General features: G+C 42.4%; 21 protein-coding genes. 18 read left to right on the top strand and 3 right to left on the bottom strand.

The window, feature by feature from the left end:
- Positions 1–270 precede the first annotated feature (270 nt).
- The 7 genes from GN277_RS23065 (at position 271) to GN277_RS23035 (ending at position 8,899) form a co-directional block, all read left to right on the top strand.
- Positions 271–1,146 (top strand): ABC transporter permease, encoded by an 876-nt coding sequence (locus tag GN277_RS23065; protein ID WP_244324994.1) that lies wholly within the window; start codon positions 271–273, stop codon positions 1,144–1,146.
- 45 nt (positions 1,147–1,191) lie between these two features.
- A complete protein-coding gene (locus GN277_RS23060; RefSeq protein ID WP_159757089.1) occupies positions 1,192–2,124 on the top strand; it encodes a carbohydrate ABC transporter permease in 933 nt (310 codons plus the stop codon).
- A 23-nt stretch (positions 2,125–2,147) separates the two neighbouring features.
- Positions 2,148–3,641, top strand: coding sequence for an ABC transporter substrate-binding protein (locus tag GN277_RS23055; protein ID WP_159754314.1), 1,494 nt, complete (start codon positions 2,148–2,150; stop codon positions 3,639–3,641).
- 171 nt (positions 3,642–3,812) lie between these two features.
- Positions 3,813–4,562, top strand: a complete 750-nt coding sequence (locus tag GN277_RS23050) for a copper homeostasis protein CutC (protein ID WP_244324860.1) — start codon at positions 3,813–3,815, stop codon at positions 4,560–4,562.
- Between the two features lie 31 nt (positions 4,563–4,593).
- Positions 4,594–5,643, top strand: coding sequence for an aldose 1-epimerase family protein (locus GN277_RS23045; protein ID WP_159754308.1), 1,050 nt, complete (start codon positions 4,594–4,596; stop codon positions 5,641–5,643).
- A 32-nt stretch (positions 5,644–5,675) separates the two neighbouring features.
- Positions 5,676–6,353: a D-lyxose/D-mannose family sugar isomerase gene (locus GN277_RS23040; RefSeq protein ID WP_159754305.1), complete on the top strand. Its 678-nt coding sequence runs from the start codon at positions 5,676–5,678 to the stop codon at positions 6,351–6,353.
- A 35-nt stretch (positions 6,354–6,388) separates the two neighbouring features.
- On the top strand, positions 6,389–8,899 hold the full coding sequence (locus tag GN277_RS23035; RefSeq protein WP_159754302.1) for a beta-mannosidase: 2,511 nt from the start codon (positions 6,389–6,391) through the stop codon (positions 8,897–8,899).
- Positions 8,900–8,935: 36 nt separating this feature from the next.
- Here the strand turns inward: GN277_RS23035 and GN277_RS23030 are convergent, their stop codons facing one another.
- Complete coding sequence (locus GN277_RS23030; protein WP_244324855.1) at positions 8,936–9,385, bottom strand: DUF3788 domain-containing protein; 450 nt, start codon at positions 9,383–9,385, stop codon at positions 8,936–8,938.
- Between the two features lie 324 nt (positions 9,386–9,709).
- On the opposite strand from GN277_RS23030, the gene GN277_RS23025 reads away from it, so the two are divergent.
- A complete protein-coding gene (locus tag GN277_RS23025) occupies positions 9,710–10,714 on the top strand; it encodes a 3-isopropylmalate dehydrogenase (RefSeq protein ID WP_159754296.1) in 1,005 nt (334 codons plus the stop codon).
- 165 nt (positions 10,715–10,879) lie between these two features.
- On the opposite strand, the gene GN277_RS23020 is transcribed toward GN277_RS23025, so the two are convergent.
- Positions 10,880–12,466 (bottom strand): methyl-accepting chemotaxis protein, encoded by a 1,587-nt coding sequence (locus tag GN277_RS23020; protein ID WP_159754293.1) that lies wholly within the window; start codon positions 12,464–12,466, stop codon positions 10,880–10,882.
- Between the two features lie 33 nt (positions 12,467–12,499).
- Complete coding sequence (locus GN277_RS23015) at positions 12,500–13,732, bottom strand: extracellular solute-binding protein (protein WP_159754290.1); 1,233 nt, start codon at positions 13,730–13,732, stop codon at positions 12,500–12,502.
- 459 nt (positions 13,733–14,191) lie between these two features.
- Between GN277_RS23015 and GN277_RS23010 the strand changes: the two genes are divergently transcribed.
- From GN277_RS23010 to GN277_RS22965, 10 genes are all read left to right on the top strand, one after another.
- A complete protein-coding gene (locus GN277_RS23010) occupies positions 14,192–15,535 on the top strand; it encodes a zinc ribbon domain-containing protein (RefSeq protein ID WP_159754287.1) in 1,344 nt (447 codons plus the stop codon).
- Between the two features lie 205 nt (positions 15,536–15,740).
- Positions 15,741–16,028 carry a hypothetical protein gene (locus tag GN277_RS23005; RefSeq protein WP_159754284.1) on the top strand — a complete coding sequence of 96 codons (288 nt, stop codon included), beginning with the start codon at positions 15,741–15,743 and terminating at the stop codon, positions 16,026–16,028.
- Positions 16,029–16,190: 162 nt separating this feature from the next.
- A complete protein-coding gene (locus GN277_RS23000; protein ID WP_159754281.1) occupies positions 16,191–17,708 on the top strand; it encodes a sugar phosphate nucleotidyltransferase in 1,518 nt (505 codons plus the stop codon).
- A complete protein-coding gene (locus GN277_RS22995) occupies positions 17,705–18,292 on the top strand; it encodes an SIS domain-containing protein (RefSeq protein ID WP_159754278.1) in 588 nt (195 codons plus the stop codon). Before GN277_RS23000 ends, GN277_RS22995 begins: the two co-directional genes overlap by 4 nt.
- A gap of 31 nt (positions 18,293–18,323) precedes the next feature.
- Complete coding sequence (locus GN277_RS22990; RefSeq protein WP_159754275.1) at positions 18,324–18,806, top strand: glycosyltransferase; 483 nt, start codon at positions 18,324–18,326, stop codon at positions 18,804–18,806.
- 365 nt (positions 18,807–19,171) lie between these two features.
- The gene (locus GN277_RS22985; protein ID WP_159754272.1) at positions 19,172–19,576 is read left to right on the top strand and encodes an LbetaH domain-containing protein; all 405 of its coding nucleotides are present in this window, start codon (positions 19,172–19,174) and stop codon (positions 19,574–19,576) included.
- Between the two features lie 10 nt (positions 19,577–19,586).
- Positions 19,587–20,366, top strand: a complete 780-nt coding sequence (gene rfbF, locus GN277_RS22980; protein WP_159754269.1) for a glucose-1-phosphate cytidylyltransferase — start codon at positions 19,587–19,589, stop codon at positions 20,364–20,366.
- Between the two features lie 33 nt (positions 20,367–20,399).
- Positions 20,400–21,482 carry a CDP-glucose 4,6-dehydratase gene (rfbG, locus tag GN277_RS22975; protein WP_159754267.1) on the top strand — a complete coding sequence of 361 codons (1,083 nt, stop codon included), beginning with the start codon at positions 20,400–20,402 and terminating at the stop codon, positions 21,480–21,482.
- 23 nt (positions 21,483–21,505) lie between these two features.
- On the top strand, positions 21,506–22,855 hold the full coding sequence (gene rfbH, locus GN277_RS22970) for a lipopolysaccharide biosynthesis protein RfbH (protein WP_159754264.1): 1,350 nt from the start codon (positions 21,506–21,508) through the stop codon (positions 22,853–22,855).
- A 9-nt stretch (positions 22,856–22,864) separates the two neighbouring features.
- The gene (locus GN277_RS22965; RefSeq protein WP_159754261.1) at positions 22,865–24,463 is read left to right on the top strand and encodes an aldolase catalytic domain-containing protein; all 1,599 of its coding nucleotides are present in this window, start codon (positions 22,865–22,867) and stop codon (positions 24,461–24,463) included.
- Positions 24,464–24,465 lie beyond the last annotated feature (2 nt).

Raw genomic sequence — 24,465 nt, 5'->3', positions numbered from 1 at the left:
ATGAACCTGAAAGTTTTCAACTTTCAATACAAACTGCACAATGATATAGTTGATACAGATAAAAAATACTGCAGTTTAACGAACCGGTAAGTTGACGGACAGTATGGACATTCCACAGCCAATCAGAAAGCGCGGCCGCAAAATGAGAGGAAGGAGTGTCATCGAAAAGGAGGAGGTAAAGAGTTGAAGGCGAATACAAAAAAAGCCGGAAAGCCGAAGGGAAATTTTTTGAGCCGGTTTAAGGCAAATAAGGAGCTGCTTATTTTGAGTATGCCTGGTGCAATCTGGTTTCTGTTTTTTGCTTACCTGCCATTGTTTGGTATCTTGGTAGCATTTAAGAAATTTAGGTTGTCTGGAGACGGATTTTTCTACAATCTGTTTACAAGCGAGACGGTCTGGTTTGACAATTTTAAGTTCCTGTTCAGCAGCGGCGACGCGTGGATTATTGTGAGGAATACTGTGCTTTATAACCTGACGTTTATTATATTAGGCGTCGCGGTGCCGGTAGTGCTGGCCCTGTTGTTAAATGAGATTAAGAATAAGGGAATGATGAAGATTTATCAGAGCTCTATGTTCCTGCCCTATTTCCTGTCATGGGTAGTCGTAAGTTATTGTGTGTTTGCATTTTTGAATCCGGAAAAGGGATATTTTAATGCAATTATCCAGCAGTTCGGCGGCGAGCCGGTTTCATGGTATACAGAAAAGAAATACTGGCCGTTTATCATTATCTTCATGAGCCAGTGGAAGGGAATGGGATATAACACCGTAGTCTATCTGGCGTCCATCTGCGGGATTGACAAGACCTACTATGAGGCGGCGGTTTTGGACGGAGCCACGAAATGGCAGCAGATAAAATATATTACGCTGCCGCTTTTGAAGCCTGTAATCACGATTCTTCTCATCATGTCTGTGGGCGGAATCTTCAAGGCAGATTTTGGTCTGTTTTACCAGCTTCCCAGGAACTCAGGGCCGTTGTATCCGGTGACAAATGTATTGGATACATATATTTTCCGAGCCTTAAAGACAAGCGGTGAGATTGGAATGAGCTCAGCCGCGGCGCTGTTCCAGTCAACGGTAGGATTCATATTGATTATGGTTGCAAATAAAATCGTATCTAAGATTGACAGTGAAAATGCACTGTTTTAGTGATGGGAAGGAGGAGAGAGTGTGGCTGAAATATCCAGGCGAAAAATGGAGAAAAGAATTAAAAAACTAGAGGCAGACGAGTGCAAATACAATCAGATTAAGACGTCTACCAACATTGGATTTAACATTATCCTGACAATCCTGTCCCTTGTCTGCGTCATTCCGTTTATCTTTGTCGTGATCATCTCATTTACGGATGAGGCTTCGCTGGCAATGAACGGATACCGGTTTATTCCGGAGAAATTAAGCTTCTACGCTTACGAATATATCGTCAGCGCAGGAGAAAATATCTTAAGAAGCTATGGAGTAACTATTTTTATCACTGTGGTGGGAACCATCATCGGACTTCTGCTGACCGGCACCTATGCCTATGCGCTGTCCAGAAAAACCTACGCCTACCGCAAATTTTTTACAACCGTAATCACCATACCTATGCTGTTTAGCGGCGGTATGATTGCCAATTACCTGATTGTGACTAAGGTACTTATGTTAAAGGATTCAATCTGGGCGCTTATACTGCCTCTGTGTCTGAACTCATTTAATATAATTGTACTTCGGACATTTTTTAAGACCAGTATTCCGGATGCGGTTGTGGAGTCGGCGAAGATTGACGGGGCGTCTGAGTGGAGGCTGTTTTTTCAGATAGTCATTCCCATGGCGCTGCCTGGGCTTGCGACGATTGGACTTTTCCTGACGCTTGGCTATTGGAACGACTGGTTCAATGCCATGATGTATATGGATAACAAGGATTTAATCCCATTGCAATACCTGTTAATCCAGATTGAAAGCTCGATTGACTGGCTTGCAAACAACAAGGCAACCATGGGTGTTGACGGGATTACAGCAGCGGCAAATATGCCGAAGGAGACGATTAAGATGGCGATTGTGGTAATTTCCACGCTGCCGATTATATTTGCCTATCCCTTCTTCCAGAGATACTTTGTAAATGGATTGACGGTGGGCGCGGTAAAAGAGTAAGATGAAAAAGGAGGAAAATGAGAATGAAAAGGCAGATATTAAAAAGATTCGCGGCGGCGGGGCTGGCTGTTGTGATGGCGGCAGGGCTTTTGGCAGGCTGCGGCAAGAAGAAGGCGGAGACTAATTCTAGCGGTGAAGAAATCGTGGAGTTGACCTGGTGGCAGATCGGGGATGCCCAGAAGGACCAGGAGGCTGTTCTTGAGAAGGTAAATGAATATATTGGTGAAAAGATTGGCGTGAAGCTTAAGATTAACACGGCAGGATGGGGTGATTATGACCAGAAGATGCAGGTTGTGATTAATACAGGGGATGACTGGGATATGTGCTTTACCTGCTCATGGGCCAATAACTATCTCCAGAACGCCAACAAGGGCGCGTTTCTTGTGATTGATGATTACATCAAGGATACCGAGATGTACAAGAACATAGACGAGCGTTTCTGGGAGGCGGCAAAGGTTCAGGGCAAGACTTACGGCGTTCCCAGTGAGAAAGAGATTGGAAGCATGCCTATGTGGGTATTTACGAAGGAATACGTTGACAAATACGAAATTCCAGTAGATGAGATTCACAGTCTGGAGGATTTGGAGCCGTGGCTTGAGCTGATCAAGGAAAAAGAACCGGACGTTGTCCCAATGTACTTAACCAGCAGCTATTCAGCGCCGATTTATATGGATTTAATCCAGAATCCTGTGGGAATTGAGTATGGGGATGACACGCTGACAGTGAAGAATGTATTTGAGACAGAGAAGATGAAGTCTACGCTTAAAACCATGAGGAAGTATTATCAGGCCGGCTACATCAACAAGGACGCGGCCACGGCTTCTGACGACAAGTCCATTAAGCGTTTTGTGACAAAGGGCGACGGACAGCCATACGCAGAGCTGGTATGGGGCAAGGACTTGGGCTACGAGGTGGTAGCGACTCCGATTATGGATACCTATGTGACCAATATTTCCGCCCGCGGCGCACTGACTGCCATCAATGCACAGACAGATCATCCCGAAAAGGCGGTTGAGCTTCTGAATCTGATTAATACGGACGAGTATCTGAGAAACCTGTTAAACTATGGTATCGAGGGTGTGCACTGGGATAAGGTGGAGGTTCCGGCAGACGAAGCGGCAGAGGCAGAAGGGAAGCCTTATGTATATGATAACAAGATTAAGATGAACGAGGAGACAAGAAAGAATTATTCTGTTTCCTACTGGGTACAGGGAGGGTTGTTTAACACTTATGTTCTGGAAAATGAGCCGGTTGACAAATGGGCAACCTTCAAGGAATTCAATTCCTCCTCAGTAGAGGCGCCGTCCTTTGGGTTTGACTTTGACTTAGAGCCGGTAAGTACGGAGGTGGCAGGCTTCGGAAACGTGATGGATGAATTCGGAAAATCCCTTTATACAGGAAGCGTAGATCCGGATGAATATCTGCCGAAGCTTCAAGAGAAGCTGGAGGCCACAGGAATTGACAAGGTAATCGAGGAGATGCAGAAGCAGATTGACGATTGGAAGGCTAAGAAGTAGTTTACCAGGAATTGACAAGGCAATCGTAATTAGTAATGGAAATGATGACTAAAACAGATTGACGATTAGATGACCAGGAAGTAGAATAGGAGAGAGGGCAGCCCCGTAGAATGTGTTAGAGAAAGGGCTGCCTCTCTTAAAAATAATAAGGAAATTGAAGAAAATATGGATATGAATAGAAAATCAAAACTGGAAGTATGTGTCGATTCTGTGGAGTCTGCAATCATTGCGCAAAAGGCAGGCGCAGATTGCCTTGAAGTCTGTTCCAATCTGCTCATAGGCGGGACGACCCCTGGTGTGAGCCAGTTTAAGCAGATACGGGAAGTATGTGATATTAAGTTGAATGTCCTTATTCGTCCAAGAGCCGGAGATTTTTTGTACTCGGATGCAGAGTTTCGTATGATAAGAGAGGATATCCAGATGTTTCAGAAGCTGGGGGCGGACGGTATTGTTGTCGGCTGTCTGCGTTCGGATGGAAATCTGGATTGCGTTCAGATGAAGGAGCTTCGCAAGTGTGCCGAGGGGCTAATATTTACCCTTCATCGGGCCTTTGATGTGTGTCTGGACCCTTATCAGGCATTGGAGGAGTCGGTTTCGCTGGGGGTGAATACGATTCTCACTTCGGGTCAGGCGTCCGATTGTATGGCAGGCAAGGAGGTATTGAAAAAGCTGCTTGCTCTGGCAGACGGACGGATTGAGATTCTGGTGGGAAGCGGGGTAAATGCAGACGTAATCCGGCAGATGAAGGAGGAAATCCACGCAAGTAGTTTTCATATGTCCGGAAAACGGATAGTGGATAGTGGTATGGTTTACCGAAACGAGCGTGTCAATATGGGACTTCTCGGACTCAGTGAATTCGAGATTTTCCGTACAGACGGGGATGAGATTAGGAGAGCCAGAATGGTTTTAAGCAGCCAATAGAAGCGAAAAAATAGAAATGGAGGAATGGTCTGTGGCGGATAAGAAAGAATTATTACAGCGGGTGGGCAGCATGCAGCAGCTTATGTATGTGCGTCCGGTTACATTTGAGGAAGGAAGAGCAAGGGGAATGAAAGCATATGAGGTGAAGAACGGGCCTCTGAAATTCAGCGTGATGGCTGATAAATGCCTAGATCTTACGGATGTTTCTTTTTGCGGACATAACATGAGCTTCCTTACAAAACCTGGTTTAATGGGACGGAATCATTATGACACCAATGGAGCGGAGGCCCAGCGCAGTATTATGGGTGGAATGCTTTTTACCTGCGGACTTGAAAATATCTGTGCGCCTTGTAAGATTGACGGCAAGGATTTTCCCATGCATGGGCGGATACGCACGACGCCTGCCGAGCATGTGGGCGCAGATGCCTGCTGGGTGGGGGATGACTATATTGTGAGCATATCGGGGACTATGCGTGAGGCAGAGCTTTTCGGGGAGAACCTGACGCTGCGCAGAAGGATTACGACCTGCTATGGGGAGAACCGTATCTGTATTGAGGATGAAATTACGAACGAAGGGTTCCGAAGGGAGCCGATGATGCTGTTATATCATATTAATGTGGGATATCCTCTTCTGTGTGAGGATTCTGAGATTGTGATTCCCACAAAGAGGGTGACCCCAAGGGATGAGGCGGCGGCATCCAACGCAGAATATTGGAATCGCATGGAGGCGCCTAAAGACAATGAGCCGGAGTATGTATTTCTTCACGACATGGCGGCAGACCAGGAGGGAAATACGTTTGCCCTGGTGATGAATAAGAACCTTGGGATTGGACTTAAGGTAGAATATAGTGTGAAGGAGCTTCCGTATTTCATGCAGTGGAAGTCTATTGCGTCCGGCGACTATGTAATCGGCCTTGAGCCGGCGAATTCCAGTGTTTACGGGAAACCTTATCATATAAAAGAGAACAGCCTGCATCAGATAGAGCCGTTTGCCACGGAAAAAAAGAGGCTTGTGCTTACGTTCCTTTCAGGCGCAGAGCTTGATGAGGCCAGGCGTAGGGCAGAAGAATTTCTGAAATAGGCAGGTATAAAACCACTTGGAAGGAGACAAAAATGAAGCGTTCAAAAATAAATGCAGAGATTAGACATATGGAGGAGATGATAAAGGCCCACGGATTTGAGATTCCACCCTTTTGCAAATGGTCTGCAAACGAGTGGAAGACAAAGGGGGCGGAATATGATGAAATTCGAGACAATATGCTTGGATGGGATATTACAGATTATGGACTTGGAAGATTTGATGAGGTAGGCTTCTCCCTGATTACCATTCGTAATGGAAATCTAAAAATAGATAAATACACAAAGACTTATGCAGAGAAGCTTCTCCTTGTGAAAGAGGGGCAGATGGCGCCCATGCATTTTCACTGGAAGAAGATGGAGGATATTATTAACAGGGGCGGCGGAAATGTGCTGATTACGGTTTATAATTCCACTAAGGACGGAGAATTTGACGATACAGATGTTACTGTGAACTGTGACGGGCGGGAATTTACTGTGCCGGCAGGAACGAAGGTGAGGCTGACGCCAGGGGAGAGTATTACCATTTATCCGTATATGTACCATGATTTTCATGTGGAGGAGGGAAGCGGCGACGTACTTCTTGGGGAAGTGTCCATGTGCAATGACGATGAACATGATAACCGGTTTTATGAGCCAATCGGGCGTTTCCCAGAGATTGAGGAGGATGAAGAACCCTACCGTTTGCTGTGCAATGAGTATCCGCGGTATTGATGAATAGCCGCAGGGTATAAAGGTTGGGAGGGAATATGATAAAACAATTTTTAGACAAAAACTGGAAATTACGCTGTCAGGGTGAGCCTGAGCAGCCTGCCGTTGTTCCGGGGACGGTTTATACAGATTTACTGCGAAACGGCAGGATGGAGGACCCGTTCTGGAAGGACAATGAGCTTCGTGCCCTTCCCTTAATGGAAAATGACTATGAGTATGAGGTGTGCTTTGACATAAGCGAGGAATTGATGGCGCAGGATAGGATTCTGCTGCATTTTGACGGATTGGATACGATTGCTGATGTCTATGTGAATCAGGAATGGATTGGAAGGGCAAATAATATGCACCGTGTCTGGGAGTTTGATGTGACAGAGCTTCTCAGGAAAAAGGAAAATGTGCTTCGGATTGTGCTGCACTCGCCATTGCGGTTCATAAGAGAAGAATTCGCTAAATGCCGGACTCTGGGGTCAGAGGATGCGATGGATGGCTTCGTCCATATGCGAAAAGCTCACTGTATGTTCGGATGGGACTGGGGAGCGCATCTGCCGGATGCAGGGATCTTCCGTTCTGTCGTTCTGCTGGGAGTGAAGATGGCAAGGCTTGACAGTGTTTACATCAGGCAGGAGCATGCAGACGGAAATGTTGTGCTGCATTTGGAGGTCACAGAGGAACGTTTTCCTAATATGATAAGCTGCTCTGATAAGGGAGAAGTGTGTGATATGGAAGCAGTCTGCAGTACGGAAAATATCCCGAATGTGGCAGATACTTTCTATGTGGTAGAAATAGAAGAACCAGATCGGACAATCCGAAGGTATCAGGCTTCCCCAAAGGAAATCCTGATTGAGCATCCTAAGCTTTGGTGGCCTAACGGCTACGGCAGCCAGCCCCTTTATAACGTAAAGGTTACTCTCTATGGGGATGGCGAGCCTGTAGATGTCTGGGAGAGGCGCATTGGGCTTCGGACAATGACCATGCAGCGTAAAAGGGACCAGTGGGGAGAGAGCTTTGCCCATGAGGTAAATGGCGTTGCTATTTTTGCCATGGGTGCAGATTATATTCCAGAAGACCATCTGCTTGGAAGAATTACGCCAAAAACTACCCGAAGGCTTCTTGAACAATGTGTGGCGGCGAATTATAACGCTATCCGTGTGTGGGGCGGCGGCTATTATCCAGAGGACTGGTTTTATGATATCTGCGACGAGCTAGGCTTAATTGTCTGGCAGGACTTTATGTTTGCCTGTGCCGTGTATGAATTAACGCCGGAATTCAAGGCGAATATCCGCCAGGAATTCATTGACAATGTAAAGCGTCTCCGCCATCATGCGTCCTTGGGATTATGGTGCGGCAATAATGAGATGGAGATGTTCGTGGAGGAGGGGCATCACTGGGTTACAAAAAAGACGGAGGTTCGGGACTATGTCATCATGTATGAGCAGTTGATTCCTGAGGTGCTGGCAAAGTACGACCCTCAGACCTTCTACTGGCCTGCAAGCCCATCGTCCGGCGGCGCCTTTGATGAGCCCAACAGTCCCAATCGAGGGGATGTGCACTACTGGGAGGTGTGGCATGGGAATAAGCCATTTTCTGAGTATCGCAAATATTTCTTCCGCTATGCCTCTGAGTTCGGATTTCAGTCATTTCCCAGCAGAAGGACGATTGAGACATTCACAGACGACCCGAAGGATATGAATATTTTTTCCTATGTCATGGAAAAGCATCAGCGGAACTACGGCGCAAATGGGAAGATTATGAATTATTTGCAGCAGACTTATCTGTATCCCACGGATTTTGATACGTTAATCTATGCGTCTCAGCTTTTACAGGCGGATGCGATTCGATATGGGGTTGAGCATTTCCGGAGGAACAGAGGACGCTGTATGGGGGCAATCGTGTGGCAGCTCAATGACTGCTGGCCGGTTATCTCATGGTCGTCCGTGGATTATTGCGGAAGATGGAAGGCTTTGCATTATGCGGAGAAAAGATTCTTTGCACCCCTTCTGCTCTCCTGTCAGGAGGAAGGCATGATGACCCAGGAGGCGGATATGAATCGAGAGCATTTTGAGTTTGAGAAGTCGATTCGCTTAAATGTGGCTAATGAGACAATGGAGGATCAGTACGTACAGGTTTCATGGGCGGTTCGCAATGGGAAGGCAGAGATTCTGAGGGAGGGCGGTATGCAGGAGGTGAAGGCGCCGGCCCTGTCCAGTGTATGGCTTGACAAGGTGCTTTTGCCGAAAATCGACGTATTTTCAGAGTACGTAAGCTATGAGCTGAAAAAGGATGGGAGGGTTATCTCGGACGGGACGGTTATTTTCTCTTATCCTAAATATTTCAGGTACGAGGACCCTATGCTTTCCTGCCGTGTAGAGGGGGATGAGCTTGTGGTATCGTCCAGGGCATATGCCAAGAGTGTGGAGATTCGCAATGAGGAGGAGGACTTGATTCTGTCGGATAATTATTTTGACTTAAACGGAGATGAAAAGCGGGTAAAGATTATCTCTGGAGAGGCAAAAGGAATACGGTTAAGAAGCGTGTTCGATATCCGGTAGAGCAGAGAGTTGAAGAAGGGGCTTTTAAGGCCCCTTTTAGCCTTTGCGGATTTCGATGAGACGGAGTACGTCATGGTACAAGGAATCATGGTCTTCTAAGTCAATCATCAGCCATTTCTGCCCATTTCCTTCTTTTGTCTCCTCGTAAATCTCTCTGAGTCGGGCAGTACATTCAGGCAGGATTGCGTCAACAGCTTCTTTTTCTTTTCTGCCAACAACGACCATGACGGTAAAGTAAGCTTCCCTGGGATATATGGTACAAAGAGATTTTCCTGATTTTTTAAACTTTACGTTCCATCCTGGCTCCATACTGCAGCAGCTATACTCAAGCTTCTCCGTGCATTTGTAGGTTTCCTTGATTTCCGAGCAAAATTTTTGAAAAACAGGATTATGGGTGTATACTCCAAGCTCATCTAATGTAGGGCAGTAATTATGGCGTGCCCTTTGAATATATTTTATGTTTTGACAGAGGGTTACATCAGTCAAGTGTATTGCCAGGGGTGTTTCTTGTGTCTGCATATCAGTACGAGTATACCATAAGAGGTGGATTTTTACGAATATTTTGGAGAAATTTTAGAAATGTCGAAAAAAGAAGAATAAATATGGTTGAGATATTTACAAGTAAATGGTAAAATATAATCCTATTATCAATATAATCTTATTTTCATATCTGATAATCATCAGAAATTTATCCGGTTTATGAAGTTTATATCTGAGAAGAAAGTGTGGGTGATCTCCATGGTTTAATATATTTAACTAACTTATAAATCTTGCATACGAATCTAAAATTGATTATAATGGAGGTAGTGAATGGCAGATGAGATTTTACAATGGCATGATGGCTTTCACGCGGCACTCCAGATTGAGCTTCAGGGAGAATCTGCACATCTGAGATTTTGTTCGGAATATGAGCTATATAAGAAATCGCTGCGAATCGATACTGTGGTGATTAAGGAGTCAGATGCTAAGCCGATACAAAAGAATATTGGAAAGATTTTCCGTAAACACAACTTAATAGAGTACAAGAGTCCGGATGATTATCTGAGTATTGATGATTTCTATAAGGTCTATGGGTATGCCTGTCTGTATCAATCAAACACGGAGAAAGTACATGGGATTTCTATGGAGGATATCACAATAACCTTTGTATGCAGCCACTTTCCAAGAAAAATGCTGAAATTGTTGAAAAAAGAGAGGGGTATTGGGGTAGTGCGAAAGGGAAAAGGAATTTACCAACTGACAAATGACCCGATTTCTATGCAGATCATAGTGAACACACAGCTCTCGCCCAAAGAAAACGTGTGGCTTTGCAGCTTAAAAAGAGATCTGGCAATGGATATAAATACAAAGCGGTTATTGAGAGAGTACAAAGGGCACAGGGAATCCAATCTATACCAGGCGGCCATGGATTTGATTATGCGGGCGAATCAGAAGACAATGGAGGAGGCGGGGAATATGGTATGTGATGCGATAAAAGAGATTTTTGCAGATGAGTGGAAGAAGCAGGAGCTCAAGTTTCAGGAGAAGGAAGTTCAGTTTCAAGAGAAGGAATTAAGGCTTCAGGAGAAAGAATCTCAGATAAATGAGAAGGAATCTCAGATAAATGAGAAGGAATCTCAGATAAATGAGAAGGAATCTCAGATAAATGAGAAGGAGTCTCAGATGCAAAAGAAAGAGATACAATTAAAAAGACTGGAAAACCGTATGGAGACTTTGATTCAACTCCTTATTAACAATAATCTTCTGGACGATTTGAAAAAAATTAGTATGGATAAGACATACCGTGAACAGATGTATCAAAGGTATGGTCTGTAATAACACATGAACAGATATATATTTTTCTTATAAGTCATGGAAGGTATAATGCCAATGAGGAAAGGATAGGCGTTTAGAAAGCCAGTTTTCTGGAAAAAAGCACAAAAATATAGGAGGGTATAGTTTACGCAGGCTACATCCTCCTATATTTTTTGCTTTAAATAATTATAAATTTGCAAAAACTTCCATCTGTTTTTTCAGGTCTTCCACAATCTCCCTGTTGGTATCCATACGCCCTGTAATATCTGCCATATCTTCCACCAGGCTTTTGGTGCTTCCGGCAACACCGGTAATTCCTGCGGCGCCCTCATCAATGGCTTTGGTAATGCTTCCAATGGAATCGGCAATCTCTGTCATGGAATGTCGAAGCCTGTCAGCTCTGCTGTTAAATGCGTCAATCATTTCTTTTACATAATCGGCATCTTCTTTATACTGTCTGCCGGAACGAACAAATTCCTGAAACTCTGTCAAGATGGTTTCGCTTAGGTAATCTGCCATATCCTTAGAATGTCCCGATAAGTTATGTACAGCTTCTGTCACGACCTTATTAACCTCTTGGATGCGTTCGGCAGTTTCGCCGCAGGAAGATGCCAGACTTTTGATTTCGTTTGCGACAATCGCAAATCCTTTTCCGGCTTCACCCGCTCGCATTGCCTCTACCGAAGCGTTAAGGGCAATTAGATTGGTGGTTGACGAAATGGACATAATATCCTTGGTCAGACTATTTATCTGGTCTACACTTTTGCTGTTTTCGATTGCTTCTCCAAGCACTGCCAGAATGTCTGTCGCCTTCTTTTGAATGGCGTCGGTGTTGGTCTGTGCCGTAGCCTCCATGTCGTTTGCGCGTATCTTCATTGCAGTTGAGTATTCTGTAATTGCACTGCATTCCTCTGCCATGTCATGAACATCTGTTTTTATGTCAGATGCACTGTGGTTGATGTTTGCTGCATTATTTGCCACCTTCTGAATTGCCATGGACAGAGAATCGGCAAGAGAGGACAGCCCTTTTGCGCTTTTGTTCGATGTGCGGGTATGCTTCAATACTTCCCCTGTTACTTCATCAAGGGTTTTTGAACTTTCCTGCAGAGTATCCACCGTACCCTTAATAGGCGTGATAACATATTGCCGTATGATTCGTACGGCGGCAAGCACCAATAACAGGCAGGTTATGATGGACGCCGCTGTAATGATGAGAGAAATGATATAGACGGCAAGAAGATGCTTTCGCGCCGCAGCAGTACGGGCGCTGACAGCATTATACAGCTCCTCAGCGTTGTTCTCCATAGCTTTCCCAAAGCTTGCTACATCACCATTAGCATATGCATAGGCGTCCTTGGTCTTGCTGTCTGCGCTTGCACATACAAGAAAGACCAGGGAATGCTTAAAAGAGTCGTAGTTTTCCAGAAGCTGCGTGTAGATTTCCTTTTCATCTTCTGTGATATAGTTTTTGTACTCCTTTAAAAAAGCCTCCAGTATTTTTTCTTCTTCCTTAATCTCGCTTACAATGGTGATCATCGTATTGTAGTCTGCCGCCACAATATGGGACAGAGCAATCTCATGGATTTTCGTAATAGAGTGGCGAATATTCTGCAATGTCTCAGAGCCCACCATATAGTTGTCTACAATTTTTGAAGCATTAGAATTCACATTATTAATGCTGAAAACAGACAGGATGTTTGAGATAAATGCCACAACTCCCAGAAGGATGATGGGAAGTATCAGACGTTGTTGTATACGGAGTTTCTTCTTCATAATGTTTTAACAAATCCTTTCGACATATTATATCTATCTTGCAGAAACACCTTCTGCCATCTCGTCTAACTGTTCTTGTAAATCCTGGCCGGAAGGGTTCCCTAACGCCATGCTTCCGGCAAATTTTGAAACGGGATCCCAGAATTTTCCGCCAATCCACTGTAACTGTGAAAATTCTGACTGCTCTAAGAGTGCGGCAATTGCAGGAGATTGCTGAATCTCCTGAGAAGCTGCAACCTTGATGTTGGAGGGGCCTTGTCCGCGCATTTCAAAACGCAGCCGCTGGTTTTCCTCATTGGTAATCCATTCGGCAAGAAGAACAGCCCATTTGGGGTGGGCGGAGTAAGCGTTCACGCCGATTAGTTTACAGCCGGAGAAAGAAGCCATCTGTATCTGACTGCCATTGCAGGTATAGGTGGGCAGTTTGGAGGCCCCTACATTCTCACCCCATGCCTTTGTAATTTCCACCGCATTCCAGACACCACTGACGCCTGCAGCGACGGAGCCGTTTTTTACTCCGTCGAGAAAACCTTCATCTGTCCGGTTGGTGAATCCCGAACTGCCTGCAATCCGCAGCATTGCCTGGGCTACGTCGATGCCCCGAACGGAGCCATCCGTCTGGTTCCATGTGCAGTAATTAGTGATTCCATCGTCATTTAGTCCGACTTTCAAGCCTGTATTTCCAAAGAAAGAATATACATACCATGCGGAAGACCAGTCCATTGAGAATAGTTTGCCGTTTGCCGCTGCCGCTTGTAATATTCCATCCATTGTCTTAGCCTGTTCATCCGAAATATACTGCTTGTTGTAATATAGGAAGTATCCGTTGTCTGCCGTGAGTGGGTAAGCATACAGAGAGCCATTTACTGAGGCTGCCTCCACAGCGCTTGGAAGATTGTCTGCTTTGATTTTATCTTCGTTCTCAATGGGGTCTAAGGCTCCTGCCGCTGCCAGGGCATGAAGCTGGTCGTCTGCAAATGTAAATACGTCTGCGCCTTCTTCCAGCCCGCCAATCAATACGTCCTTACAATTGGATTCTCCTTGAACCTCGAAAGTAATCTGGAAATCTGCCTGATTCCCATACTTTACCTTGAATTTCTGGATGATCTGGTTCATCAGCTCCGTGTCTTCCTCCGCGCCCCAGACTACCAGTTCAACTTTTTGGGGTTCTGTATCTGCAGAGGCTGTTTTTTTGTCTGTGCGGCATCCTGCAAGCGATATAATGAATAGAATGCCTAAAAACAATCTGCATATTTTTTTCTTCATTTGTGTTCCGTCCTTTATGCTCCTAAATTTTTTCGTGGATAAATTATACCATTGAAAGGGGGTCCCTTGCAATATGGGACATATGAAGTTTTATATGATTTTATATGAATGAAAAAAGACAATTTTAAATATGATGAATTAGAAAAAAACAGCTTTTACCGAAAGGCCAATGTTGAAACCTACGGTAAAAGTAGCTTAAAACATTACGGAAAAGTATACTTTTTCGTAATGGTAATTTCCATTGATTTTTTAACTATTCTAATATATTATCGACAATTCGTCAATAAACTTAACACACATTTTTTGTAATATCTGTCTAAAAATTTTTCCAAAAAAACCATTACGAAAAAGTATACATTGTTGGACAAAGTCCACCCACCCGAAGGGTATGCATTACGGTATGCCCAGAAAAATGCTTGTTCGTTAATCACAAAGTTTTCCAATCTGGGGGAAGTAAAGATGCCGTCAGAAAAGGTATGTAAAACTATTCATCAGTACAATAGAGAACCAGTCAGTGCGGCTGATATGCAGAAGCTTTTGGAGATTGCCAGGGATTATAAGAAAGTGAAAAACTACGTATATACACGTTTCGGAGGCATAGCCAGCCTATCTAAACTCTATCCTGGCTATACGGTTCAAAACGAGATGACAAGCAGCGGGCTTCGAGAAACTTTTGGGATGCCTTCCGTATACTTTTATCTGGCAATCTTTGATGCTTTAGGTGATATCAAATGCCAGTGGACACGTACAAAGACAAAGATTCTAAAGCTCCTGAATCAGAAAGAAGGGTTTTCAGAGGACGATAAACACTATCTTAGATTTTTGCTTAAGGTGAACAATGCATTCGAGGCAGTATTGAACCAAAAGACTGTAAAGCTTCCCAAAACGTTGCAGAAGCAGTATGAAAACGTTTCTGCGCAGGTGAATACAGACCGGTTGAACCGTTATCTGTGCAGACAGGTTCGGAAATATCATATGAAACTCCATACAGAGAGTACTGACGGCTTTGCCATAGCAGAGAGGGCGTACCGATATGCAGACCACGGTATATATATTTCCATAAAAGAAAAACGAAAACGTGTCTTTGTTCCGTTGACAGATAATAACCAGTATAAGAGTCAGTTATATGTTAAATTATTTCCAGAGAAACATAACATTGAGATTAAAGTTCCGATTAAAGTAACGGTTCACGACCACAGGGATTATCAAAATCATGTAGGAGTGGCACTGGGGGTATATACTATGCTGACGACGGATGCAGGGAAGCATTACGGAGAAGAACTGGGGAGATACCAGATTGAGTATGCAGACTGGATTCGTGAACAAACGGCAAGATATAACCGGAATCGAAATGAGAATCCGGGCAGAAAAAAGTATTATGCCAAGAAAAGGCGTCTTGAAGAAAAGCTGCACAGCTATATCAATCAGGAATTAAACTGTTTCCTTAGGGAAGAAAAGCCTCAGGTTATCTATATTGTGAAGTTGCCGAAGCCCTGTGCAGGAGGTGTGAATAAGAAGATTAATCATTCTGTGGCACAGTGGCAGAGAGGATATATACGGAAGCGTATTTTGCAGAAGTGTCAAGAACAGGCTGTAGAGCTTGTGGAAGTATTCGGTAAGGATATTAGTAATGAATGTAGTGAGTGCGGACATATTGGAAAGAAGGAAAGAGGAAAATTTGTCTGTCTTAAATGTGGATATCAGGAGGAAGAAAAAGTGAATACTGCCCGAAATGTGAAGAAAAGGGGGCAGGGGGATGGAGTACTGAATCCTAAAGGATATTTTCAGCAATGCAGATTTTAAGTGTTGCAGCAGAAGATGGATCATAAGAACAACTGTTTTAGATAAATGCTGATGAGGAATCAGAATTTTACCGAAAGGACTAAGAATAGTGTTCATGATATATAAAATATGGACGGCATTAGAAGTCAGATACACCTTCATGTATGTGCCATAATATATGCAAAGGAAATTATCTGAGTATTGGGTATGCCAAGACCTTGCGAACATGAAAAAGGTCATCAACCTGCGGTTGGTGACAAATATAAGAGGAAGTGCGCGAATGCGCACGCAGGTCATCAACCTGCGGTTGGTGACAAATATAAAAGGAAGTGCGCGAATGCGCACGCAGGTCATCAACCTGCGGTTGGTGACAAATATAAAAGGAAGTGCGCGAATGCGCACGCAGGTCATCAACCTGCGGTTGATGACAAATCATGATGTAGCAGGGAGCGAAGCAGAAGAATCTGCATCATCTATAATGATGACCAATGTGCCTTATTTAAATATAAATTAGATAAATATTTATATAAATCTGATGTGTTAGGTTGGGGCGCGTTATGCGTTTCAGCCTAACACTATGTATTATGTCAGATTGATGAAGATATAAACAGTGGAAAATTTGTATCAGAGAGAAAGGACAATATGAAGAAGGATAATCTAAAACAGGAGAAAAGTTATGATGAAATATATCATTGTGCAGGCAGGCGGTAAGGGAACACGGTTAAAACATCTTACCAGAAATAAACCGAAAGCCCTCGTACCGGTAGGAAATTTGCCGATGCTTTTTCATCTTTTCAGGAAGTATCCCGACAAGCGATTTATCATTATAGCAGATTATAAAAAAGAAGTTATGCGTGAATATTTGGAAGTATTTGCAGATGTGAAATATCAGCTTGTTGACGCGGACGGAGACGGAACCTGTGCAGGAGTAAAGCAGGCAATCAGCCTGATACCGGAGAAAGAGCCATTTTTATTAATATGGTCAGATTTGATTTTACCTGACGATTTTGAGATGCCGACAGGGTACAGAGACTTTCCGAAGGAAGTATATCCCAAAGAGGACTATATAGGCATTTCTGAGACTTTTTCATGTAGGTGGTCCTATAAGGAGGGCAAATTTTTGGAGGAAAGCTCCTGTGAACATGGCGTGGCGGGTTTTTTTCTTTTTACAGAAAAAGAAAAGATAAAGACAGTGGCCCCAAGAGGCGAGCTGGTGCGCTGGATGCAGGAAAACAAAATGACGTACAGAGAAATCGGATTGGCAGGAACAAAAGAATTTGGTGTATTTGAAGAATATAGCCAAATGGAAATGGAAAAATGCCGCCCGTTTAATAAGATCATCATAAAAGAAGATAAAGTGGTCAAAGAAGGCAGGGATGCACATGGAAAAAAATTAGTTGAAAGAGAATGTGCATGGTATGATAAGGCGAAAAAAATAGGAATAAAGAATCTTCCTGAGATTTATGGGTTTAATCCACTGGAAATAGAACGAATAGAAGGTAAGAATATTTATGAAGACTCGTTTTCTTATACAGAGAAAAAAGAAATATTAAGAAAGCTGATAATATCTTTGCAGACGCTTCATAAAGCAGAGCAGATTCAAGCAGACAGCTTTAGTTGTAAGGAGATTTATTTCAATAAAACTTTTGGACGTATAGGGAATATCAGAGATTTGGTGCCTTTTGCAAATCAACGGTATATTACGGTAAATGGACGAAAGTGCAGAAATGTATTTTATTACAAGAGAGAATTAGAACAAAGGCTGGAGCAGCTTACCTGTGAAGTTTTTTGTTTTATTCATGGAGACTGTACGTTTTCCAACATGATGCTGCGCAGAGATAAAAGTCCGGTTCTGATTGATCCAAGAGGATATTTTGGATATACCGAGCTATACGGTGATCCCCGTTATGACTGGGCAAAGCTTTATTATTCCATTGTAGGGAATTATGACCGTTTTAACAGAAGGGAATTTGAGCTGGAGATAGGAGAGAATGAAGTCTGTCTTACTGTTCAGTCAAATCAATGGGAAGATATGGAGTCAGATTTTTTTGAAATGACAGGGACAAAACCGGAAGAAATTAAGCTTCTTCATGCAGTGATATGGCTTTCCTTGACCACATATGCGTGGCATGATTACGATTCAATTTGCGGGGCATTTTATAATGGTTTGTATTATCTGGAGGAAGTATTATGATTCGTTATTTTGAGAAGCAGATGGAGGAACTTAACTATTCCATACATTCTCTGGATGAGAATATATTTGAGAGATGGGTGGAAGATGCGACGGAAGCTTTAGAAAAAGGACATAAGATTATTGCATCAGGGCTTGGCAAAAATGTTCCAATCTGTGAGAAATTTGTAGGGTCCATGATTTCTATGGGATATGAAGCATGTTTTCTTCATACAAATTCTGCTGTTCATGGAGATATGGGGGTCGTAAAAGATGGAGATATGGTAATCTTACTGACGAAAAGCGGCGAAACGGAAGAATCTGTAAATCTTGTAAGGCTGTTAAAACAGCGGAGAGTGAATATATGGTTGCTTACCTTTGAGAAAGAAAGTACGCTCACAAAAGAGATAGATAATGTTATTGTGATGGACCTGCGGCATGAGGGAGATTTGTGGAATGTAATGCCGAATAATTCAACTACAATCAATCTGATTATGCTGCAGGGATTGGCTATGATGATAGCAAATAAGATGAAATTAGATATTGGACAGTTTAAGCGCAATCATCCTGGCGGTCAAATTGGTAAAAAACTGAGAGTACAATTTTAATAGTTATTTTAATAGTGAGAAAAAAATGGATATGAAGCTTTGTATTTGTATGCCTACATGTAACCGCAGTAAGTGTATAGCAAGGGTATTAAGCACGGAGATAGAGATGCTGAAAAAACTGAATATAGATATCCGAATCTATGATTCAAGTAATGAAGATGACACAAAATCCCTTGTATTAGAGTACCAAAATAAGGGGTACGAAAATCTATTTTATGAACAAATAGATTATGCTGTTCATCCAAACAGAAAGGCTTATCAGATTTTTAGGGATGCAGAGCTTACAGAATATGATTATATATGGCTGCTTCACGATCATACGGTATGTATGGAGACGGCCGCGCTGTCTTACATTTTGTATGCATTAGAAAAAGAATATGACTTCTATTTGCTTAATATGCAAAGTAATTCATATCGGATAACACAGATACAAAATCTGGATGAATTTCTGGTGCTGGGCGCCTGGCCGCTTAATAGCTTTGGAGCATCAATAGTAAAAGTAAAAACTTTTTAAAAGGAACAGATTGGAAAGTTATTTCGGATAAATATTTACAAGAGAAGACTTTAAATTATGCTCATGTTGGTTTTTATTTTGAACGTGCAGCACAGATTGAAAATATAAAAATTTGTAAATTAGAGCTTTTGAGGGAATGCTTTCTGGACTTTTTAAGGTACCAAAAAACAAGTTGGGATAAGGATACAATTCGTATTTGTACAGAATGTTGGGGGAGCAATATTTTAATGCTGCCTGATATGTATCATACGAAATATCAGGCGCTAAGAACCCAGGATAGATGGTTTCTGACAAAATATAAACTGCTTATGTATAAAAAGAGCGGTCAATACGGGATCAGGAGCTTTTTAAGGTATAGAAAATGGATGAAAGTCATATGCCCGGAGGCGTATTGGACAGATACAATGATTGCGCTGTTGCCCTTTGGGGTATCAAAATATATATGCTGCCACAGGATCGTGAGAAGAATTAATAAGGCGCGTTATTTGGGATGGAAAATAATGATTTACGGAGCTGGACGGCATGCAGTGGAGTGTGCAGAGCTATTGAAGGATATAGAGATGGATTTTGATGGTTTTGTAGTGACGAGAAAGCAGGGAAACCCAGATTCCTTGTTAGGATATCCGGTGCAGGAGGCACAAGCGTTTTTAGAAAGCGAGAACACTCTGGTTATTATTGCAGTTTTGACCAGCGGAGTCAAAGAAGTTGAGAAATATATTGAGAAAATAAAAAGCAAAAACAATATGTTGGATTGTGTGGTTTTTGAATAAGGGTATAAGAATGAAAACAGTGATTTTAGCAGGAGGGTATGGAACAAGGATTGCAGAAGAATCCATGTTTAAACCTAAACCTATGGTGGAAATAGGAGCAATGCCTATTTTGTGGCATATCATGAAGCACTATTCTGCTTATGGTTTTCAGGAATTTGTTATTTGTGCAGGATATAGACAGGATGTAATAAAAGAATGGTTTTCAAACTATTATTTACATACGAGTGACGTAACCTTTGATTTTAGGGAGAATAATAAACTAATTGTTCACAAGAGTGAATCAGAGCCCTGGAGGGTTACGATTGCAGATACTGGTTTGAATACAATGACTGGCGGAAGAATAAAACGGATACAGAATTATGTAAATAATGAGCCGTTTTTCTTGACGTACGGTGATGCAGTTGCTGATGTAGACATTAACCGGCTATTGGAATTCCATAAAGGTCATGGAAAGACGGTGACCCTCACAACTGTAAATATTGCGCAGCAAAAAGGGGTTCTTGATATAAATAAGGACAGTACGATCGTATCATTCCGTGAAAAAGAGGAGAGCGACGGGGCGGTTGTAAATGGAGGCTTCATGGTCTGCAATCCTGAGATATTCGATTATTTGCATGATGATGGTACTGTTTTAGAACAGGAACCCATGAAAAAGCTGGCTCAAAAAGGTGAATTAAAAGGATTTTACCACAAGGGATTTTGGCAATGCATGGATACGAAAAGAGAGAGGGATTTGTTGGAAAGGTTGTGGGACGGCAAAAATGCGCCATGGAAGACCTGGGCTGACTGACACATAGGCGAAAAATAAAAGGGAAAAGGCAAAATGCAGGATAAAATATTAGATTTTTATAAGGATAAAAGAGTATTCATAACCGGACATACCGGTTTTAAGGGCTCGTGGCTGTGCAAGACTCTGTCTTATCTTGGTGCAGAGGTTACAGGGTATGCTTTGCAGCCGCCGACGCAGCCGGCACTCTTTGAGATGAGCGGGTTAGAAAAAGACATCAATTCAAATATTGGAGATATACGGAAGTTGGAGCAGTTAAAGACTGTTTTTAAAGAAGCCCAGCCGGATATTGTGATACATCTGGCAGCCCAGCCCATTGTTCGGGAGAGTTATAAGAATCCGGTCTATACATACGAAACAAACGTGATGGGAACGGTAAATATTTTGGAATGTGTCCGAAGCAAAACCTGTGTAAAATCCTTTTTGAATGTAACAACAGATAAGGTTTATCTGAATAAAGAATGGGAATGGGGATATCGGGAGAATGAGGAATTGAATGGATATGATCCATATTCCAATTCAAAGTCCTGTTCAGAGTTAGTCACACACTGTTATAGAAATTCATTTTTTTCTGGGGATAATGAAAGTGTTTCAATATCTACCGCACGGGCAGGGAATGTAATCGGCGGCGGAGATTTTGCCAAAGACCGAATTATTCCAGATTGTGTACGTGCCGCTGTAGAAGGAAGAAATATTTTCATAAGAAACCCATATTCTACGAGACCTTATCAGCATGTATTGGAACCGGTATATGCGTATCTTTTAATCGCTGCAATGCAGTATACAGATAAAAAATTTTCAGGCTGTTATAATGTCGGGCCGGAAATGCAGGATTGTGTTTGTACAAAGACGTTGGCGGATTTGTTTATAAAACATTGGGGAGGCGGCTTAAAACGGGTGAATGAGTATAGCGGCGGTCCGCATGAAGCAGGGTGTTTGAAATTGGACTGTTCAAAATTAAAGGCAAATTTAGGATGGGCTCCCCGATGGAACATAGAGAAGGCGGTTGAAAAAACGGTTGAGTGGACGAAATGTTGGGCTTCAGGAGGGGATGTGCGGGCATGTATGGATATTCAGATTGAGGAGTTCCTGTGTTCACAACAGGAGAGGGCAGAGTAGATTACAGTAAAAAGGTGAAAAACATGACAACTTGGAAGAATGAAATCGAAGCTAGAAATCAGATTAAAGAATTAGTAACAGATTATTATAGAGAATTTAAAAAACCAGAACTGGAAAAAGAGTTTACGCCGGGGGAGAGAATTTCTTATGCATCCCGTATTTATGATGAAAAGGAAATGTGCAGTCTGGTAGATGCAGCATTGGATTTTTGGCTGACTACAGGACGTTTCTCAGAGGAATTTGAAAAATATTTTGCACAGTGGATTGGGGTGCGCTATGCGAATCTGGTTAATAGCGGCTCATCGGCAAATCTGGTTGCATTTATGGCGTTAACGGCGCCAGAGCTTGGAGACAGGCAGGTTAGACAAGGGGATGAGGTAATTACTGTTGCCTGTGGATTCCCAACGACAGTTGCGCCAATACTTCAATACGGTGCGGTTCCGGTATTTGTGGATGTTACGGTACCCCAATATAATATTGATGTGACAAGGCTTGAGGAAGCTTATACCTCTAAGACAAAGGCGGTTATGATTGCGCATACTTTGGGAAATCCTTTTGATTTGAAGGAGGTTAAGGTATTTTGTGACAAGTATAATCTGTGGCTTGTGGAGGACAACTGTGATGCACTTGGAACCCGGTATACGATTGATGGAGAGACCAGGTTTACCGGAACGTGGGGGGATATTGGTACAAGCAGTTTTTATCCTCCGCATCATATGACGATGGGAGAAGGCGGCTGCGCCTATACGAATAATCCAGTGCTGAATAAGCTAATAAAAAGTTTTCGTGACTGGGGACGTGACTGTGTATGTCCGTCAGGGATGGATAATGTTTGCGGACAGCGCTTTGACAGACAGTTTGGAGAATTGCCGAAGGGGTATGATCACAAATACGTGTACAGCCATTTCGGATATAATCTGAAGGTCACGGATATGCAGGCAGCAATAGGCGTGGAGCAGTTAAAAAAATTTCCAACATTTATGGAAGCCAGAAAGAGGAACTGGAAACGGCTGCGCAAAAAATTAGAGACGATTTCAGACAAGGTTATTCTTCCTGAAGCAGCAGAAAACAGCGAGCCATCTTGGTTTGGATTTTTACTTAGCGTTAGAGAAGGTGTCGGACTGAAACGGGATGAGATTATCAGGTATCTTGAAGCACATAATATTCAGACAAGGTTACTGTTTAGCGGGAATTTGATTAAGCATCCATGCTTTGACCAAATAAGAGGAACAGACGCATATCGTGTGGCAGGAGAACTGAAAATAACAGATTTTGTTATGTACAACTCTTTTTGGGTGGGTGTTTATCCAGGAATGACAGATGAGAAGATTGATTACATGGCAAAAGTGATTGTGGAGGCAGTCGGTCAATAGGGAGGGGACATGGGAAGCATACATCTATTGGATTGTACATTGCGTGACGGCGGATATATAAACGACTGGAATTTTGGCCATGACAATTTGGTTAGTATTTTTGAAAGAATTGTCGGCGCAGGCATAGAAATGGTTGAAATAGGATTTTTAGACGAACGCCGTGAATTTGATTTGAATAGAAGTATCATGCCAAATACGGACTGCGTCGGGAAAATATACGGCAAGCTGGAGAGAAAGCAGACGATGGTAGTTGGCATGATTGATTTTGGAACCTGTGGGCTCGAAAATATTCGTCCATGCGACAAAAGCTATCTTGACGGAATTCGCGTGATTTTTAAAAAGCATTTGCGTGAGCCAGCGTTACGATTCTGTAAAAGCTTGAAAGAGAAAGGATATAAAGTTTTTGTACAGCTTGTGTCAGTGACAAGCTACAGCGATGAAGAAATGATGTCATTGATAAGCCTGGCAAATCAGGTAGAGCCTTGGGCTGTATCAATGGTGGATACCTATGGGCTGATGCACCAAGACCATCTGCTTCACTATTTCAGGCTTTTGAATGAACATTTAAATCCTGAGATTATGCTTGGATATCATGGTCACAATAATTTTCAAATGGGATATGCGAATTGTATTGCCATGCTTTCTAACAAAACTGAAAGGGCTCTGATGGTAGACGGAAGCCTTTATGGTATGGGAAAGGGAGCGGGCAATGTTCCCATTGAACTTATTGCGATGCATATGAATCATGGGTTTGGTAAAAAATATCACATCAGTCAGCTCCTTGAGGCAATTGATGTGAATATCACACAGTTTCATCCTCCTGTAAGATGGGGGTACAATATGTTTTATTACCTGGCAGCCTCTAATAATTGTCATCCCAATTATGTAACATATTTACTTAACAAGAAAACATTATCTGTTAAGTCAGTAAACGAGGTCCTGTCAAAACTGCAAGGTGAAAAGAAGCTTTTATATGATAAAAAGTATATAGAAAAATTGTATGCAGAATATCAAAAAAATGAAATTAATGACGAGATTTCCTGGAAAAAATTAGAAGATAAGCTTAGCGGGAAAAAGCTTCTTCTGATTGGACCTGGTGTTACAGTAAATACAGAGAGAAAAATTATCGTTCGATACATACAAGAGAAGCACCCGTTTGTGATTGCAATTAACTACATTCCCGACGGTTTTAGGCTGGATTACATTTTTTTGAGCAACTCTAAGAGGTATACACAATTAGCAACAAAATTAAGCCAGGAGAATTATTCAATTATTGCAACGTCGAATGTGACAGGTACCAGAGATGAAGTGTTTGAAATGGTATTAAATTTTAGCGGATTAATGGATGAAGAGGCAGAGATTATTGATAACTCTCTTGTAATGTTTCTGAAAGTCCTTATTCATGTGGGCTGTAAAGAAGTGACATTAGCAGGGTTTGATGGTTATTCAAGCGAAGAATCGAATTATTATAATCAAAATATGGAATACGATTTTGTAAAACAAAAAGCAGAATATTTGAATAGTTATACAAGTACATTTTTGCAAAGTATTGCTGAGATATTAACGGTAAATTTTCTTACATCATCAAAATATGACAGGGAAAGGTAGAA

The sequence above is a fragment of the Sporofaciens musculi genome (genome assembly GCF_009830285.1).
GTDB lineage: Bacteria > Bacillota > Clostridia > Lachnospirales > Lachnospiraceae > Sporofaciens > Sporofaciens musculi.
Note: the sequence above shows the minus strand (reverse complement) of the source record. Positions and strands in the feature narration are given on the sequence as shown.